This window comes from Bradyrhizobium sp. SBR1B (assembly GCF_014198205.1).
Taxonomy (GTDB): domain Bacteria; phylum Pseudomonadota; class Alphaproteobacteria; order Rhizobiales; family Xanthobacteraceae; genus Bradyrhizobium.
In genome coordinates this window covers 145,486-162,264 of the sequence record NZ_JACIHC010000006.1, presented here as the reverse complement: position 1 = coordinate 162,264, position 16,779 = coordinate 145,486, and the positions used below count along the sequence as shown (strand labels likewise).

Below are 16,779 nucleotides of genomic sequence, written 5' to 3'. Positions count from 1 at the left end.
CAAACGGAAAGGATTGGCAATGGCTGAACGCCTGACCAAGTCGGCCGCTCGAAATGTCTTCTACGGCGGTTCGGCCTTCTTCTTCGCCATTTTCATAGGGCTGACGGCGCACAGCCATTACTACATGGCGACGACCTCGACCGACGCGAAGACGCTGACGTCGTCGGTCGCCCGCGGCAAGCATGTCTGGGAGAAGAACTCCTGCATCAACTGCCACACGCTGCTGGGCGAGGGCGCCTATTTCGCCCCAGAGGTCGGCAACGTCTGGGATCGCTGGGGCGGCAACGAGGATCCGGCCGCCGCGCGCGAGACGCTGAAGGCCTGGATGCAATCGCAGCCCTCGGGCGCAGAGGGCCGGCGGCAGATGCCGCAGTTCAACCTCACCGACCAGGAACTCAACGATCTCGCCGACTTCCTGCAATGGACCAGCACGATCAAGCGTCAGAGCTGGCCGCCGAACAAGGCCGGCTGAGCATGATCCGGAAAAGTGTGAAGCGGTTTTCCGAAGAGATCATGCTCAAACAACAAGCAAGGCGCACAGCTTTCCTCTTTCAAGACAGAGAGAACCCGAGATGAAGTACCAAACCCAGAAAGTCGCGATGCTGTATTTCTACGGCGCGCTGACCCTGTTCCTGGCCCAGGTCGTGTTCGGCCTGCTCGCCGGGACCATCTACGTCCTACCCAATACGCTGTCGACGCTGCTGCCGTTCAACATCGTCAGAATGATCCATACCAACGCGCTGATCGTATGGTCGCTGATCGGCTTCATGGGCGCGACCTACTATCTGCTCCCGGAAGAGACCGAGAACGAGCTCTACAGCCCGCTGCTGGCGAAGATCCAGTTCTGGATGTTCTTCGGCGCAGCCGGCGTCGCCGTGGTCGGCTATCTCTTCCACTACCACGAGGGCCGGGAGTTTCTCGAACAGCCCTTCATCATCAAGGTCGGCATCGTCGTCGTCTGCCTGATGTTCCTGTTCAACGTCACGATGACGGCGCTGAAGGGCCGCAAGACCACGGTCACCAACATCCTGTTGTTCGGCCTGTGGGGCGTTGCGATCTTCTTCCTGTTCGCCTTTTACAACCCGGCGAACCTTGCCGTCGACAAGATGTACTGGTGGTACGTCGTCCATCTCTGGGTCGAGGGCGTGTGGGAGCTGATCATGGCCTCCGTGCTCGCCTATCTCATGATCAAGCTCAACGGCATCGATCGTGAGGTCGTCGAGAAGTGGCTCTACGTCATCATCGGCCTTGCCCTGTTCTCGGGCATCCTCGGTACCGGCCACCATTTCTATTGGATCGGCGCGCCCGGCTACTGGCAGTGGATCGGCTCGCTGTTCTCCACGCTCGAGGTTGCGCCGTTCTTCACCATGGTGATCTTCACCGTGCAGATGACCTGGAAGGCCGGCCGCAAGCATCCGAATCGCGCTGCGCTGCTGTGGTCGGTTGGCTGCTCGGTGATGGCGTTCCTTGGTGCCGGCGTGTGGGGCTTCCTGCACACGCTGTCCTCGGTGAACTACTATACCCACGGCACGCAGGTCACCGCCGCGCACGGCCATCTCGCCTTCTTCGGCGCCTACGTGATGCTGAACCTGTCGGTGATGGCCTATGCGATCCCGCAGATCAAGGGACGTGCGCCCTATAACCAGTGGCTCTCCATGACGAGCTTCTGGATCATGTGCACGGCCATGATGACCATGACTTTCGCGCTGACCTTCGCCGGCGTGGTCCAGGTTCACCTGCAGCGCGTGCTCGGCCAGGGCTACATGGACGTCCAGGACCAACTCGCGATGTTCTACTGGGTCCGGCTCGGCTCCGGCGTGTTCGTCGCGATCTCCGCGCTGATGTTCGTCTGGGCCGTGCTGGTGCCGGGCCGCGAGAGGCAGGCGACCATTCCTGCGGCGCTGCAGCCGGCCGAGTAAAACGAGAAAGGGCGGCCGCGGTTCGCCGCGGCCGCCTGCTTCCTGGAAAATCCGGAGAGACATCATGAAAGCTGCCCTTCACACGGTAACCTCGGCCCCCGAGCTGCCGGCCTATGTTCCATCCGGAAACGAATGCGAGCTTTTCGAGCATGCCTGGCGACGTCGTTTGCCGGTTCTGCTCAAGGGGCCGACCGGCTGCGGCAAGACCCGCTTCGTCGCGCATATGGCGGCGCGGCTGGGCCTGCCGCTTCACACCGTCGCCTGTCATGACGACCTCACTGCCGCCGATCTCACCGGCCGCTATTTGCTCAGGGGCGGCGACACCGTGTGGACCGATGGTCCGTTGACGCGCGCCGTGCGCGAGGGCGGCATCTGCTATCTCGACGAGGTCGTGGAGGCCCGCAAGGACGTCACCGTGGTGCTGCATCCTCTGACTGACGACCGCCGTATCCTGCCGCTGGAGCGGACCGGCGAGGAGCTGGTGGCGCCGAACAGCTTCATGCTCGTGGTCTCTTACAATCCCGGCTACCAGACGCTGCTGAAGGCGCTGAAGCCATCGACGCGCCAGCGCTTCATCGCCATCGAATTCGGCTTCCTGCCGCCCGAGCAGGAGATCGCCGTCGTGTCCGCCGAAAGCGGACTGTCGCCGGAGCGCGTGCGGCCGCTGGTGGGGCTGGCTGGTCGGCTGCGCGCGCTGAAGGGCCACGATCTGGAGGAGGGCGTCTCGACCCGGCTCGTGGTCTATTGCGCGACCCTGATTGCCGCGGGCACGCCGATTGCCGATGCCGTGCTGGCCGGCATGATCGAGCCGCTGACCGACGCTTCCGACGTGAAGGCGGCGCTGCTGGACGTCGCACGCGCCGTCATCGGGTGAGGCCGCGCCCATGCTCGACTTCCTCGAACTGGAGGAGACGGTCGGCCGCGCCTGGCACAGGATGGTCGGCGGCACCGCGAGCTATCCGGTTCACGATGATCACGCCGTGGCACTGACCGAGGTGAGAGGCCGGCTCGCGGTGATGTTCCGCGCGCTCGGCGGCGAGACCGGGGTTCAGATCGCAAGCGCGGGCGCGCGAAAATCGGGGCACCGTCTCGGCTGGCGGCAGCGCATCGGCCTCGGTGACGAGCGCCTCGAGCAGCCGGGCCGTGACGCGGCGACCATCTTCCTGCCCGATCGGATCTCGATCTTTCCCGACCGCGCCTTGAACGCGGCGCTCTATCGCTGGCTTGCGGCATGGTTCGCAGCTGCACCGATCAAGACGATCACGGAAGCCGATCCGCTGCGGCGGGATCTTCTGGTGTTGCGCCGGGCAAGTGAGACCGCGGTCTGGGTGCTCACGCAATTCCCTGGGCTCGTCGCCGATTACACCCAACTCGCGGCAGCAACCGCCGAGGCCCGGCCTCGTCGCCCCCTGCCGCGCATCGAGCAGGAAGCCGAGCAGATCGTCTTGGCCTTGCTCGGCGCCGGCAAGGCGCCTGCGGGTAGTCTGTGGCCGGCGATGATGGGAACGGGCCCGCTGCCGGACAAGGCGCCGCCGGGCTATCACTCGATCCTGCCGTGCCCGCTCTGGGGGGATTGCTGGACGCGTGAGCTCTCGCCCGCGCATGCAGGCGAGGACGAATGTGCCCCGGGCGCCGAGCCCGAGGCCCAGGACAATCGCAAGCGCTTTGCCGTCCGCGAGCGCGAGGACAATGCCAACCGCCGCGATCCCTTCGTGCTCAACCGCTTCGAGAAGATCCTCGCGATGGCCGAGATGGTCAATGTCGACCGTCCGGCCGACGACAGCGAGGACGAGGATGCGCAGAAAGCGGCCGACGATCTCGAGGAGATCACGCTCAGCCGCCGCACCGGCAAACCGGCGAGCCGGTTCAAGTTCGATCTCGACCTGCCGCCGGAGGCCCTCGATGCATCGCGATTGAACGCGGACCTCACTTATCCCGAATGGGATTACCGCAGCGGCACCTATCTGCCCGATCATTGCCGCGTGCTGGCCGGTGCGGCCTCCGAGCACGGTGAGAGCTGGACGCCTGACGACGCCATGCGCCGGCACATCCGCCAGGTGCGCCGCCGCTTCGAGGTGTTGCGGCCGCGTCACGAATTGATGCGCGCCCAGCTCGACGGACACGATCTCGACCTCGACGCGCTGGTGCGCGCGCGCTGCGACCTCCGCGCCGGCAGCAGCAGCGGTCTCGATCGCATCCACGTCGCGATGCGCCCGCAAGGGCACGATCTCGCCGTCACGCTGCTCGTCGACGTCTCGCTGTCCACGGACGCTTGGGTCGATGGCTACCGCGTGCTCGACGTCGAGAAGGAGGCGCTGCTGGCGCTCGCCCATGGGATTTCGGCCTGCGGCGATCACCACAGCATCCTCACCTTCACTTCACGTCGGCGGTCCTGGGTGAGGCTCGAGACGGTTAAGGCCTTTGGTGAGCCGATGAGCGGGACGGTCGAGCGCCGCATCGGCGCGCTGAAGCCGGGCTATTACACGCGGATCGGCGCGGCGGTGCGCCACGCCGCAGCCGAGCTCGCCCGCCAGCCGCAGCGCAAGAAGCTGCTGCTCGTCCTCACCGACGGCAAGCCGAACGACGTCGACCATTACGAGGGCCGCTTCGCGCTCGAAGACACCCGCAAGTCGGTGCAAGAGGCGCGCCGGCTCGGCATCGCCGCCTTCGGCGTCACGGTGGACGCAACCGCGCAATCCTATTTCCCGACCCTGTTCGGGCCCGGCGGCTATGCCATCGTCGGCAACATCAAGCGGCTGCCCGCGGCGCTGCCGGCGATCTACCGGCAGGTCGCGCACTAACAGGGGAAGCCCGCGGCGACGCTTCCCCCTCGAACTATTGCTCATCAGCTGGGTATATGATCGAATGGCCGGATGGACGACTTCCGGTCAAAACCCGACCTGATCATCTTCGACTGCGACGGCGTACTCGTCGACAGCGAGCTTTTGAGCTGCCAGTGTCTGTCCGAGGTGCTGGCCGAATTCGGCATTGCGCTCACCCAGACGCAGGCGCTCGAGCTTTTTCTCGGGCGCAGCACCAAGGCGATCGAGCAGCATTATCGTGATCTCGGGCAGATCGTGCCGGATGGCTTTCTGCCGCGCCTGAAGTCGCATGTGCTGGCGACGTTCGCGGGCTCACTCCGGCCGATCCCCGGCGTTGCCGCCATCATGTCCGACCTGCGAATGCCGTTTTGCGTGGCGTCGTCGAGCGACATCGACCGCGTCTCGCTCTCTCTCGACGTCACGAACTTGCGGGCGCATTTCGGCGAGCGGATCTATACCGCGCAAATGGTCAGGAATGGCAAGCCGGCGCCCGATCTCTTTCTCCTTGCGGCCGAGAAGATGGGCGCGCAACCTGCGCGTACCCTGGTGATCGAGGACAGCGTCAGCGGCGTGCAGGCGGGCAAGGCGGCCGGCATGACGGTCTGGGGATTTGTCGGCGGCAACCATTATCGCGGTCGCGACGGCCGGGCTATATTGTCCGAGGCGGGGGCCGACCGGGTCTTTGCGCGCATGAGCGATTTCTGGGAGGCGTGAGGCCCGCATGGCCGCCGAGAACGACAAATCCCGACTTGACGACGCCGCGCGCGCCGGCTGGCTGTATTTCATCGCCGGTCACACCCAGGACGAGATCGCAAAGATGCTCCAGGTCTCGCGGGCGTCGGCGCAGCGGCTGGTCTCGTTGTGCCTAGCCGAGCGTCTCATCACCTTCCGGCTCGAACACCCCATCGCCGCCTGCATGGAGCTTGCGGCGCGCTTGAAGGAGCGTTTCGATCTCGCTCACTGCGAGGTGGTGCCGGCCGATCCGGCGGCGCCGCAGGCTACTTCCGGCATCGCCGAACGCTGCGCCAATCTGCTCGATGCGACGCTGCGTTCGGAGACGCCGGTGATCGTCGCGCTCGGCACCGGCCGTGCAGTGCGCGCCGCAGTCGAGCGCGTCACGCCGATCGACCGGCCCAATCACCAGATCGTCTCACTGGTCGGCAACATCTCCGCCGATGGTTCGGCGAGCTTCTATGACACCGTCGGCCGGCTCGCCGACCGCACCGGTGCGCGGCACTATCCGATGCCGCTGCCGTTCCTGATGTCGTCCGAGGACGAGCGCAACAAGATGGTCCGCATCGAGCCGATCGCCAAGGTGAAGGCGGTCGCGGCCAAGGCGGACTTGCGTCTCGTCGGCATCGGCCAGATGGACCAGAAGGCGCAGGTGCATGTCGACGGTTTCGTCACCCGTGACGAATTGTTCGAGATGATGCGGCTGGGTGCCATCGGCGAGATCACCGGCTGGGCCTATGATTCCAAGGGCCGCCTGCTCAAGGCCGGCACCAACAAGCGCCTCACCAGCATCCCGCCCGAAGTGCCGGCGAAGACCACGACGATTGCCGCCGCGGTCGGTGTGGCCAAGGTGCCGGCCATCGCGGCGGCATTGAATGGGCGGCTAATCAGCGGCCTGATCACCGACGAGACGACCGCGCAGGCGATTTTGGAGCGGTAGGGCGAACTGGCGCGGCTGCGGGACTCGGCTCCCTCTCCCGCTTGCGGGAGAGGGGTGGGGAGAGGGTCTTTCCGCTGGGAAGACTCCCCAAGAGGTGAAAGCCCTCACCCGTATCGCATCTTCGATGCGATCCGACCTCTCCCGCAAGCGGGAGAGGTGGACAAGCCGCGCCAACCTCTTCCATTCGCTCGCAACCCCTTCCGCACCGCAGCACTCATAAGTTGCGCAAACGGCTCTGCGCCTGCTTGACAATCCTCCTTCCTTGCGTTGAACATACGCCCAACGCGTGGGCATATGCTCAAAACGCGAGTTTGAGGGAGGTCACCGTGAAACATGTCTTGGGCGCCGTCTGTGGCGCGTCTGTTCTGTTGCTGGCCGTCCCCGCGATGGCCGAAACGACCCTGACGATCGCCACCGTCAACAATGGCGACATGATCCGCATGCAGGGGCTGACGGCTGAATTCACCAAGAAGTACCCCGATATCACCGTCAAATGGGTGACGTTGGAGGAGAACGTGCTGCGCCAGCGCGTCACCACCGACATCGCCACCAAGGGCGGTCAGTTCGACGTTCTCACCATCGGCACCTATGAGGTGCCGATCTGGGCCAAGAAGGGCTGGCTGGTGCCGCTCGCCAATCTCGGCGGCGATTACGACGTCGCCGACCTCCTGCCCAAGATCAAGGATGCGGTTTCCGTCGACGGCAAGCTCTATGCCGCGCCGTTCTACGGCGAAAGCTCGATGGTGATGTATCGCACCGATCTGTTCGAGAAGGCCGGCCTGAAGATGCCGGAAAAGCCGGCCTGGGATTTCGTGATCGACGCCGCCAAGAAGCTCACCGACAAGAGCGCCGGCACCTACGGCATCTGCCTGCGCGGCAAGGCCGGCTGGGGCGAGAACATGGCGTTCCTCTCGGCCATGGCCAATTCCTACGGTGCGCGCTGGTTCGATGAGAAGTGGGAACCGCAGTTCAACACGCCGGAATGGAAGACGACGCTCACGACCTATGTCAATCTGATGAAGGAAGCCGGCCCTCCCGGCGCGAGTTCCAACGGCTTCAACGAGAACCTGGCGCTGTTCAACGCCGGCAAATGCGCGATGTGGATCGACGCCACGGTGGCGGCGTCCTTCGTCACCAATCCGAAGGATTCCAAGGTCGCCGACAAGGTCGGTTTCGCGCTCGCGCCCAACACCGGGCTCGGCAAGAACGCCAACTGGCTGTGGGCCTGGAATCTTGCGATCCCCGCCGGCTCCAAGAAGATGGAAGCCGCCGAGAAGTTCATCGCCTGGGCGACGAGCAAGGACTACACCAAGCTCGTGGCATCGAAGGAGGGCTGGGCCAACGTGCCGCCGGGCACGCGCACCTCGCTTTACAAGAACGATGAATATCTGAAGGTCGCACCCTTCGCAAAACTGACGCTGGCCTCGATCGATGCGGCCGATCCGAACAAGCCGACGGTGAAGCCGGTGCCTTATGTCGGCGTGCAATACGCTGCGATCCCCGAATTCCAGGGCATCGGCACCCAGGTTGGCCAGCAATTCTCCGCCGCGCTTGCGGGTTCGATGACCGTCGATGCCGCGCTCAGCGCGGCGCAATCGGCAACCGAGCGCGAGATGAAGCGCGCCGGCTACATCAAGTGAACCCGAGCTCTTCCTCCTGAGCTCAGACTAGCGGCCATCCAGCGTCATGGATGGCCGCCTTCTTCCCGCCAGCGGAGAAGCGTTGATGGCAACCCGGCAGACGCAGACCCTTGCGCGCTCGCTCCTGACGCCGGCCGTCGGGCTGCTGTTCATCTGGATGATCGTCCCGCTGGCGCTGACGATCTATTTCTCGACGCTGCATTACAGCCTGCTCGATCCCGGCTCGGAATCATTCATCGGGCTGGAGAACTTCCGCTACTTCCTCACCGATCCCGCCTTCCTGGCCTCGCTCCAGAACACGCTGGTGCTGGTCGGCTCGGTACTGGCGCTGACGATCCTGCTCGGGATTCCGCTGGCACTGCTGATGGACCAGCCGGTGATCGGACGCAATTTCGTCCGGCTGATGGTGATCGCGCCGTTCTTCGTGATGCCGACGGTGAGCGCGCTGGTCTGGAAGAATTTGCTGATGCATCCGGTGTCCGGCCTGTTCGCCTGGCTCGCCTCGCTGTTCCATCTGACGCCGATCGACTGGTTCAACGACGTTCCGCTGTTTGCCGTCATCCTGATCGTGACGTGGCAATGGCTGCCCTTCGCGACGCTGATCCTGCTGACCGCGCTGCAATCGCTCGACGAGGAGCAGAAGGAAGCCGCCGAGATGGACGGCGCCAGCGCCGTCTCGACCTTCATCTACATCACGCTGCCGCACTTGGCGCGGCCCATCACCGTGGTGATCCTGATCGAGACGATCTTCCTGCTCACGGTCTTTGCGGAAATTTATGTCACCACGGGGGGTGGCCCGGGACTGTCGACCACCAACATCGCCTTCCTGATCTATTCGCAGGCGCTGATCCAGTTCGACGTTGGCAGCGCCTCCGCAGGCGGCCTCGTTGCTGTCGTGATCGCCAACGTCGTCGCCTTCTTCCTCGTCCGCATCGTCGGCCGCAATCTGGAGGCTTGAAGCATGGCACGGATGGCGACGACGCGGCGGGTGGTGATATCGACGGCGGTGGCCTGGCTGTTCGGCTTCCTGATCTTCTTCCCGATCCTCTGGATGGTGCTGGCGAGCTTCAAGACCGAGCTAGAGGCCTTCGCCATCCCGCCATCCTTCCTGTTCTTCCACTGGACCACCGAAAACTATGCGACCGTGCAGGAGCGCAGCGACTATTTCCACCACGCCATGAACTCGGTCATCATCGCAGGCGGCTCGACGCTGATTGCGCTTCTGATCGCGATCCCCGCGGCCTGGTCGATGGCGTTCTCGCCGACCAAGCGCACCAAGGACATCCTGCTCTGGATGCTCTCAACCAAGATGATGCCGCCGGTCGGCGTGCTGGTGCCGATCTACCTGATCTTCAAGTCCTTCGGCCTGCTCGATTCCCGCATCGGCCTCGTCTTCATCCTGTGCCTCGGAAACCTGCCGATCGTGATCTGGATGCTGTTCACCTATTTCAAGGAGATCCCGCGCGACATCCTTGAAGCCGCCCGCATGGACGGCGCCACCATCGGCCGCGAGCTCGTCTATGTCTTGACGCCGATGGCGATCCCGGGCCTGGCCTCGACCATGCTGCTCAATTTGATCCTGGCCTGGAACGAGGCGTTCTGGACGCTCAATCTGTCGACGTCGAACGCGGCGCCGCTCACCACGTTCATCGCCTCCTATTCGAGCCCGGAAGGGCTGTTCTGGGCAAAGCTGTCGGCGGCCTCGACGCTGGCGATCGCGCCCATTCTCGTCCTCGGTTGGTTCAGCCAGAAGCAGCTCGTGCGCGGGCTCACCTTCGGCGCGGTGAAGTAGAGGGGCTGCCGGATCATGGGTCAGATCACACTTCAGGGCGTGCAGAAATCCTTCGGCCCGGTGCACATCATCAAGGGCGCCGACCTCGACATCGCCGACGGCTCCTTCGTGGTGTTCGTGGGCCCCTCCGGCTGCGGCAAGACCACGCTCTTGCGGCTTATCGCAGGGCTCGAAGACGTCTCTGGCGGCAAGATCCTGATCGACGGCAAGAACGTCGTCGATACGCCGCCGGCCAAGCGCGGTCTCTCGATGGTGTTCCAGTCCTACGCCCTCTATCCGCATATGAGCGTGCGCGGCAATATCGGCTTCGGCCTGAAGATGGCGGGCCTCGCCAAGGACGAGATCAACCGCAAGGTCGAGGCGGCCGCCGCGACGCTGAACCTCACGCCCTATCTCGACCGCAAGCCGCGCGAGCTTTCCGGCGGCCAGCGCCAGCGCGTCGCGATCGGCCGCGCCATCGTGCGCGAGCCCAAGGCCTTCCTGTTCGACGAGCCGCTCTCCAACCTCGATGCGGCGCTGCGCGTGCAGATGCGCATCGAGGTGACGCGGCTGCAGAAGCAGCTCGGCACCACCGCGATCTACGTGACACACGACCAGGTCGAAGCCATGACCATGGCCGACAAGATCGTCGTGCTCAACGGCGGCAAGATCGAGCAATATGGCTCGCCGCTGGAGCTCTACGAGCGGCCGGCCAATCTCTTCGTTGCCGGCTTCATAGGTTCGCCCAAGATGAATTTCGTCACCGGCGAGCTCGCCCTGCAACGTGGTGCGGCCACCATCGGCGTCCGGCCGGAGCACCTCAAGATTGACCGCGATGGCACCGGAGGCTGGCAGGGGACCATCGCGGTGGCCGAGCATCTTGGCAGCGACACCTTCCTTTACGTCGATGCCGGTCCGCTCGGCATGCTGACTGCACGTTACATCGGCGAGCTGAGCCTGCATGCCGGCGACCGCGTGTCGCTGGTGCCGGACCCCGCGCGCATCCATCGCTTCGACGACGGCGGTAACGCGCTTCGGAACTAACAAGAAACGGGAAGACCACCATGTACCTGGAAAAATTCAAGCTGAACGGCAAGACCGCGTTCATCACTGGCGGCGGGCAGGGCATCGGCCTTGGCTGCGCGGAAGCGCTGGCCGAAGCCGGCGCCAGGGTCATCATCGGCGACCGCGACAGCAAGGTCGCCGACAGCGCCAAGGCCAGCCTGAAGGCGAAGGGCTTTGACGTGGAGACCGCGATCATGGACGTGACCGACACCAAGCGCGTGGCGGAGGTCGCGAACGACCTCGTCGCCCGCCACGGCAAGGTCGACATCCTCGTCAACAATGCCGGCATCGCCCGCAGCGAAACCCCGGCGGAGACCGTTACCGACGAGCACTGGCTCAACGTCATCGACGTCAATCTCAACGGCACCTTCTGGTGCTGCCGCGAATTCGGCAAGCACATGCTCAAGGCCGGGAGCGGCGCCATCGTCAATGTCGGCTCGATGTCCGGCTTCATCGTCAACAAGCCGCAGGAGCAGTGCTTCTACAATGCCTCCAAGGCGGGGGTGCATCATTTGACCAAATCGCTGGCCGCCGAATGGGGCGCGCGCGGCATCCGCGTCAATGCGGTGGCGCCGACCTATATCGAGACCCCGCTCAACGCCTTCGTGAAGAGCAACGCCAAGATGTATGACGCCTGGATCGGTGGAACCCCGATGGCACGGATGGGGCAGGTCGAGGAGATCGCCTCGGTCGTGTTGTTCCTGAGCTCCGAAGCGGCGAGCCTGATGACCGGCAGCATCGTGCTGGTGGATGGCGGCTATACTTGCTGGTAGGTTCACCGTCAAAGCTGACGGAAAGCGACCGGGAGCGACAATGCCGCGAGCGTATATCGGCGTCGACGTGGGGACCACCAGCACGCGGGCCGGAGTGTTTGACGAGGCCGGCACGCTTTTGGCCTCCGCCCGGCATCCGATCCGGATCTGGCACGAGGCCGGCGATATCGTCGAGCAATCGTCCCAGGACATCTGGGAGGCCTGCGCGACGTCGGTGCGGGGTGCAATGGCGGAAGCCGCCATCGCGCCCGACAGTGTCGGTGGCATCGGTTTCGACGCGACGTGTTCGCTGGTTGTCCTCGGCCGGCAGGGCGAGCCGCTCACCGTCAGTGCATCCGGCGACAAGCAACGCAATGTCATCGTCTGGATGGATCATCGCGCCATCGCCGAGGCGCGGCTGATCAACGAGACTGAGGACGCCGTGCTGCGCTATGTCGGCGGCTCGATCTCGCCCGAGATGGAGATGCCGAAGTTATTATGGCTGAAGCGGCATCTGCGCGCGAGCTTCGACGCCGCCGGTCACTTCTTCGACCTCGCGGATTATCTGACCTGGCGCGCGACGGGATCGCTCCAGCGCTCGACCTGCACCGTCACCTGCAAATGGAACTATCTCGCCCATGACGGCGGCGGCTGGAGCGCGCAATTCTTCAAGCGCATTGGCCTGTCCGACTTCGTCAACGAGAAATACGCCCGCATCGGCACCGAGATCGTCGCCCCCGGCACGCGGCTCGGCGCGGGGCTCACCGCCACGGCCGCTGCCGAGCTCGGCTTGTCGCCGGGCATACCGGTCGGCGCGTCGCTGATCGATGCGCATGCCGGCGGCATCGGTGCGATCGGCGGCCGCGACGGATCGGGCGGGGCGAGCGATGTCAGTGACCGGCTTGCCTACATCATGGGAACGTCGGCCTGCATCATGGCGACGACGACAGAGCCGTGCTTCGTGCCCGGCGTGTGGGGACCTTATTACTCCGGCATGGTTCCTGATTTCTGGCTTAACGAGGGCGGCCAGTCGGCCGCGGGCGCGGCAATCGACCATCTCCTCAAATCGCATCCCGGCCATACCGAGGCGAGCGCGGCGGCGCGCAGCGAGGGTCTCGACCTCATCGACTTCCTCGAGCGCCGTATCATCGCGCGCGCAGGCAGCGCCAGCCGTGCCGCGCTGCTCGCCCGTGACATCCATGTTCTGCCCGAATTTATCGGCAACCGCTCGCCGTACGCCGACCCCGATACGCGCGCGGTGATCGCGGGCCTCGATCTCGACACCGACATCGCCGCGATGGAGCGGCTGTTCGTCGCCGGCCTGTGCGGACTCGCTTATGGGCTCGCCGAGGTGATCGAGGCATTTGCCGCGCATGGCGTTCGCTCCAGTATCATGATCATGGGGGGCGGTGCGAGCCGCAGCCCGTTGGTGCGGCAGATCATGGCGGATACGACGGACCTCACCGTCGCGCTGCCGCAGACCAGGGAGCCGGTGCTCCTGGGGGCTGCGATGCTGGGGGCGGTGGCCGGCGGCGCCTATGCCTCGATCGGCGAGACCATGGCAAAAATGTCGGCGCTGGGACGGAAGAGCGAGCCGACTGCGCCCGACATGGCCGCGTTTCACGCCCGCAAGCGCGAGGTCTATAAGCTCCTGCGCGACGTCGATCGCGGCAGCCGCGCGGCGATGGCCGACATCGCGAGAGGTTGAAGGACATGCTGATTGCCTGCGGCGATGCGCTGATCGATTTCGTGCCGACGGGAAATGCGCAAGGACGCGAGGCGGTGATGCCGGCGGTCGGCGGCTCCTGTCTCAACGTCGCCATCGGCATGGCCCGGCTGGGCGCACCCACTGGATTCGTCGGCGGCATCTCGACCGATTTGTTCGGGCGGATGATTGCAGATCATGCGGCGGCCTCCAACGTCGACCTCAATCTCGCCACCCGCAGTGATCACCAGACCACGCTCGCTTTCGTCCGCATCGTCGCGGGCGAGTCGCATTACGCCTTCTACGACGCCGGAACCGCGACTCGGAACTGGACCTACCGGCGCGGGACGATTCCGTTCGCGCATGTTGACGCCGTTCATGTCGGCTCGACCACACTCGTCAACGACCAGGGCGCGGCGGAGACCAGCGCCCTGATCGCGGACGCGCGGGCGTCATCGACAATCTCCTTCGATCCGAACTGCCGGCCCAATCTGGTCAAGGACAAGCCGGCTTATCTGGCGCGCATGGCCGAGTTCGCTGGCCGCGCCGATCTCATCAAAATGTCCGACGTCGACTTCGCCTATCTCTTCGGCGACGAGCCGTATCCGCAACGCGCGAGCATGCTGCTCGGGCAGGGCACGGGCCTCGTCGTCATCACCCGCGGCAACAACGGCGCGATCGCATGGCACGCGGGGGCAGGGCAGATCGAGGTCGCCGCGCCCAAGGTCGAAGTCGCCGACACGATCGGCGCGGGCGACAGTTTTCAGGCGGCGCTGCTCTTTGCCCTGCACAAGCAGGGGAGGCTCGCCCGGCAAGCATTGAAGGACATCAGCGCCGTCGAGCTCCGCCTGGCCCTGTCCTTTGCCGCCAATTGCGCCGGCCTGACCTGCACCCGTCCGGGCGCCGATCCGCCCTGGAGCCATGAGATCAATTGGAGCTGTAGCGCCGCCTCACATCCGCGCAACGGCCTTCTCGGCGCATTTTATGAACCTTGAGATCAGCGGGCTCTGGGAATCCCTCCGCCAGCACACCGCGATGTCGATGGAATCGGCGGCATCGCGCAGCGGCCTGAACACGATGCCGCGTGGCGCGCCGAGCTGGGCGCAGGCCGGCACGATCGCAAGACCTTCGCCGGCGAGAACCAGGCTCATCGCCGAATGCACCGTCTCCACACGACTCGCGATCGGCATCACGATCTGATGTCGTCGCAGCAGGGCTGCGACCGCGGAGGAGGCGGGATCTTGCTCCGGAGGCGGCAACGCGATCAGCGGACGGCCCTGCAACCGCGCCATCGGCACGGCGCCGAGACGCGCGAGCGGCGAGCGGATCGGCACTGCCAGCATGAATGGCTGCGCACCGATCCGAGCCACCTGGATCTCAGGATGGTTGATGGCCGGCATGCACAGCGCAACCGTGACGCTGCGGTCAAGCAGCCTGGCCTCGCGCGTCGATGCGCTGAGCTCGGCAAAGTCGAGATCGACGCCGGGAATGGACCGCCGCAGCTCCGGGATGAGCCGCGGCAGCATCGCATTCGCCAGTACGAACATGTAGCCGACCGAGAGCCGCCCGCGCTTGCCGGCGGCGACCGCGCGCGCAGCTTCGGCGCCGTCGACGGCCAGCGCCAGAGCTTCGCTCGCACGCGCCAGCAGCGCCTGGCCTGCCTCGGTCAGGTCCATGCCGCGGGTGCCTCGGCGGAACAGCGGCGCACCGATCTCGGCCTCGAGCTTGCGGATCTGGACGGACAGCGGAGGCTGAGCCATCCGCAGCCGCTCGGCGGCCTTGCCGACGCTGCGTGTCTCGGCGACGGCGACGAAATAGCGGAGGCGGCGAAGATCCATTGGCATACCGAAAACGTATGGGTTGGCCATCAAAATCGTATTGGACGGCGAGTTAACAAAACTGCCATTCTCGCTGTCAATGCTTTGGGCCAACGGCGGCCCGCCTCGGAGCGTGATGTGACGACGATGAACGGCGATCCCTGTCTCCTGTCCGCAACCGAGCTGCGCGGCCTCATCGCCGAAAAGCGGATTTCGCCCGTCGAGATCGTCAGTGCCGTGCTCGCGCGCGCCGAGGCGCTCCAGTCCGAGTTGAACTGCTTCATCACGCTCTCCGGCGACGAGGCGATGGCGCAGGCGCGCGTCGCCGAGCGCAAAATGATGGCCGGCGAGCCGCTCGGTCTGCTCCACGGCATCCCCGTCACCGTCAAGGACATCGTCAACACCAAGGGCGTCAAGACCACCTTCGGCGCCGTTCCCTACAAGGACAATGTGCCGAACGAGGATGCCGTCGCGGTGGCGCGGCTGCGCGCCGAAGGCGCGATCCTGATCGGCAAGACCACGACGCCGGAATTCGGCAGCAAGTGCCTGACCGATTCACCTTTGTTCGGCCGCACCCGCAATGCGTGGGATCGGTGCCGGTCTTCCGGCGGCTCCAGCGGCGGCGCGGCCGTCGCCGTCGCCAGCGGCATCGCGCCGCTCGCGATCGCGACCGACGGCGGCGGCTCGACGCGAATTCCCGCCGCCTGCAACGGCGTGGTGGGCTTAAAGCAGAGCAACGGAGTCATCCCCCATAGTCAGGCGCTCGATGCGTTCGGCAACCAGACCTACGTCACGCCGACCACCCGCACCGTCGCCGACACCGCGCTGATGATGCAGGCGATGGCAGGCGAGGATGCTTGCGACCCCTGGTCGATCGGCGTCCGGGTGCCCGATTTCATCGGCACGGCCGCGCCGCGCGGCGATCTGCGCGGGCAGCGGATCCTGTACTGCCTGACGCCGCCCGGCCGTCCGGTGTCCGCCGAGGTCGCAGCCAGCTTCAAGGCGAGCCTCGACCGGCTGGCGGGGCTCGGCGCCGAGCTCGAGGAATTTTCCGGTGACGGTTTCGACATCGAGCCGATCTGGCGCGCCATCAACCACACGGTCTGGCGCACGCGCTTTGCAAAACTCGCAGCCGACCACAAGGACGAGCTGAGCGAGGCCTTCCTCAAGCAGCTCGCGCTCGCGACCGAGGTCAGCGGCGTCGACTATCAGGAGGCGATGTTCGCGCGTACCGCGCTGTTCCGCCGCGTGCAATCGCTGCTTGCGCGCGCACACTTCCTGGCGATGCCGACGCTCACGCGCACCGCGCTGCCGATCAAGCAGGATTTGTTCGGCTCCATCGAGATCGACGGAGCGCATTTCGACAGTGTCCGGCCGCACTGGTTCCCCTGGACCATGCCATTCAACATGACCGGCCATCCCGCCGTCAGCCTGCCCTCTGGCTTTGGCCGAGACGGCCTGCCGATCGGGCTTCAGCTCGTCGGTCGCTTCCGCGCCGATGCGGAATTGCTGCGCGTCAGCGCGCTGTTCGAGGCTTCAAGCGACCTTCTGTCCCGCTGGCCGGCTTGAGGAGATGGGCATGCAGCAAAAGGCTTGCCTCAACCGCCCGGACATGT

The 16,779-nt window shown here is 65.2% G+C and carries 15 protein-coding genes; 14 read left to right on the top strand and 1 reads right to left on the bottom strand.

What is annotated here, in order from left to right:
• Window positions 1–19: 19 nt before the first annotated feature.
• The 13 genes from GGD61_RS17995 (at window position 20) to GGD61_RS17935 (ending at window position 14,341) form a co-directional block, all read left to right on the top strand.
• The gene (locus GGD61_RS17995) at window positions 20–472 is read left to right on the top strand and encodes a cytochrome c (RefSeq protein ID WP_018315916.1); all 453 of its coding nucleotides are present in this window, start codon (window positions 20–22) and stop codon (window positions 470–472) included.
• Window positions 473–572: 100 nt separating this feature from the next.
• Window positions 573–1,919 carry a cbb3-type cytochrome c oxidase subunit I gene (locus GGD61_RS17990; protein ID WP_092256289.1) on the top strand — a complete coding sequence of 449 codons (1,347 nt, stop codon included), beginning with the start codon at window positions 573–575 and terminating at the stop codon, window positions 1,917–1,919.
• A 64-nt stretch (window positions 1,920–1,983) separates the two neighbouring features.
• Window positions 1,984–2,793 carry a CbbQ/NirQ/NorQ/GpvN family protein gene (locus GGD61_RS17985; protein WP_183230956.1) on the top strand — a complete coding sequence of 270 codons (810 nt, stop codon included), beginning with the start codon at window positions 1,984–1,986 and terminating at the stop codon, window positions 2,791–2,793.
• A 10-nt stretch (window positions 2,794–2,803) separates the two neighbouring features.
• Window positions 2,804–4,720 carry a nitric oxide reductase activation protein NorD gene (locus tag GGD61_RS17980; protein ID WP_183230955.1) on the top strand — a complete coding sequence of 639 codons (1,917 nt, stop codon included), beginning with the start codon at window positions 2,804–2,806 and terminating at the stop codon, window positions 4,718–4,720.
• Window positions 4,721–4,792: 72 nt separating this feature from the next.
• Window positions 4,793–5,455: an HAD family hydrolase gene (locus GGD61_RS17975; RefSeq protein ID WP_092256282.1), complete on the top strand. Its 663-nt coding sequence runs from the start codon at window positions 4,793–4,795 to the stop codon at window positions 5,453–5,455.
• 7 nt (window positions 5,456–5,462) lie between these two features.
• Window positions 5,463–6,413, top strand: coding sequence for a sugar-binding transcriptional regulator (locus GGD61_RS17970; protein ID WP_092256280.1), 951 nt, complete (start codon window positions 5,463–5,465; stop codon window positions 6,411–6,413).
• Window positions 6,414–6,739: 326 nt separating this feature from the next.
• Window positions 6,740–8,053 (top strand): sugar ABC transporter substrate-binding protein, encoded by a 1,314-nt coding sequence (locus tag GGD61_RS17965; protein WP_092256886.1) that lies wholly within the window; start codon window positions 6,740–6,742, stop codon window positions 8,051–8,053.
• Window positions 8,054–8,138: 85 nt separating this feature from the next.
• Complete coding sequence (locus GGD61_RS17960; protein WP_092256883.1) at window positions 8,139–9,011, top strand: carbohydrate ABC transporter permease; 873 nt, start codon at window positions 8,139–8,141, stop codon at window positions 9,009–9,011.
• A gap of 3 nt (window positions 9,012–9,014) precedes the next feature.
• Window positions 9,015–9,845, top strand: coding sequence for a carbohydrate ABC transporter permease (locus GGD61_RS17955; protein WP_092256278.1), 831 nt, complete (start codon window positions 9,015–9,017; stop codon window positions 9,843–9,845).
• 15 nt (window positions 9,846–9,860) lie between these two features.
• The gene (locus tag GGD61_RS17950) at window positions 9,861–10,868 is read left to right on the top strand and encodes an ABC transporter ATP-binding protein (RefSeq protein ID WP_018315925.1); all 1,008 of its coding nucleotides are present in this window, start codon (window positions 9,861–9,863) and stop codon (window positions 10,866–10,868) included.
• A 20-nt stretch (window positions 10,869–10,888) separates the two neighbouring features.
• On the top strand, window positions 10,889–11,662 hold the full coding sequence (locus tag GGD61_RS17945; protein WP_018315926.1) for an SDR family NAD(P)-dependent oxidoreductase: 774 nt from the start codon (window positions 10,889–10,891) through the stop codon (window positions 11,660–11,662).
• 40 nt (window positions 11,663–11,702) lie between these two features.
• Complete coding sequence (locus GGD61_RS17940) at window positions 11,703–13,349, top strand: FGGY-family carbohydrate kinase (protein ID WP_092256276.1); 1,647 nt, start codon at window positions 11,703–11,705, stop codon at window positions 13,347–13,349.
• 5 nt (window positions 13,350–13,354) lie between these two features.
• On the top strand, window positions 13,355–14,341 hold the full coding sequence (locus GGD61_RS17935) for a carbohydrate kinase (protein WP_183230954.1): 987 nt from the start codon (window positions 13,355–13,357) through the stop codon (window positions 14,339–14,341).
• Here GGD61_RS17935 and GGD61_RS17930 read toward each other — a convergent pair.
• Window positions 14,297–15,184: a LysR family transcriptional regulator gene (locus tag GGD61_RS17930; protein ID WP_092256273.1), complete on the bottom strand. Its 888-nt coding sequence runs from the start codon at window positions 15,182–15,184 to the stop codon at window positions 14,297–14,299. The genes GGD61_RS17935 and GGD61_RS17930 overlap by 45 nt on opposite strands.
• A 126-nt stretch (window positions 15,185–15,310) precedes the next feature.
• On the opposite strand from GGD61_RS17930, the gene GGD61_RS17925 reads away from it, so the two are divergent.
• Entirely contained in the window at window positions 15,311–16,732 is a 1,422-nt protein-coding gene (locus tag GGD61_RS17925; RefSeq protein WP_092256876.1) for an amidase, read from the top strand.
• Window positions 16,733–16,779: the final 47 nt, after the last annotated feature.

Coding starts and splice junctions, on each gene's coding strand:
- GGD61_RS17990 (WP_092256289.1), top strand. CDS start 573: ATGAAGTACCAAACCCAGAAAGTCGCGATGCTGTATTTCTACGGCGCG.
- GGD61_RS17945 (WP_018315926.1), top strand. CDS start 10,889: ATGTACCTGGAAAAATTCAAGCTGAACGGCAAGACCGCGTTCATCACT.
- GGD61_RS17960 (WP_092256883.1), top strand. CDS start 8,139: ATGGCAACCCGGCAGACGCAGACCCTTGCGCGCTCGCTCCTGACGCCG.
- GGD61_RS17995 (WP_018315916.1), top strand. CDS start 20: ATGGCTGAACGCCTGACCAAGTCGGCCGCTCGAAATGTCTTCTACGGC.
- GGD61_RS17930 (WP_092256273.1), bottom strand. CDS start 15,184: ATGGATCTTCGCCGCCTCCGCTATTTCGTCGCCGTCGCCGAGACACGC.
- GGD61_RS17950 (WP_018315925.1), top strand. CDS start 9,861: ATGGGTCAGATCACACTTCAGGGCGTGCAGAAATCCTTCGGCCCGGTG.
- GGD61_RS17925 (WP_092256876.1), top strand. CDS start 15,311: ATGAACGGCGATCCCTGTCTCCTGTCCGCAACCGAGCTGCGCGGCCTC.
- GGD61_RS17975 (WP_092256282.1), top strand. CDS start 4,793: ATGGACGACTTCCGGTCAAAACCCGACCTGATCATCTTCGACTGCGAC.
- GGD61_RS17970 (WP_092256280.1), top strand. CDS start 5,463: ATGGCCGCCGAGAACGACAAATCCCGACTTGACGACGCCGCGCGCGCC.
- GGD61_RS17935 (WP_183230954.1), top strand. CDS start 13,355: ATGCTGATTGCCTGCGGCGATGCGCTGATCGATTTCGTGCCGACGGGA.
- GGD61_RS17980 (WP_183230955.1), top strand. CDS start 2,804: ATGCTCGACTTCCTCGAACTGGAGGAGACGGTCGGCCGCGCCTGGCAC.
- GGD61_RS17940 (WP_092256276.1), top strand. CDS start 11,703: ATGCCGCGAGCGTATATCGGCGTCGACGTGGGGACCACCAGCACGCGG.
- GGD61_RS17955 (WP_092256278.1), top strand. CDS start 9,015: ATGGCACGGATGGCGACGACGCGGCGGGTGGTGATATCGACGGCGGTG.
- GGD61_RS17985 (WP_183230956.1), top strand. CDS start 1,984: ATGAAAGCTGCCCTTCACACGGTAACCTCGGCCCCCGAGCTGCCGGCC.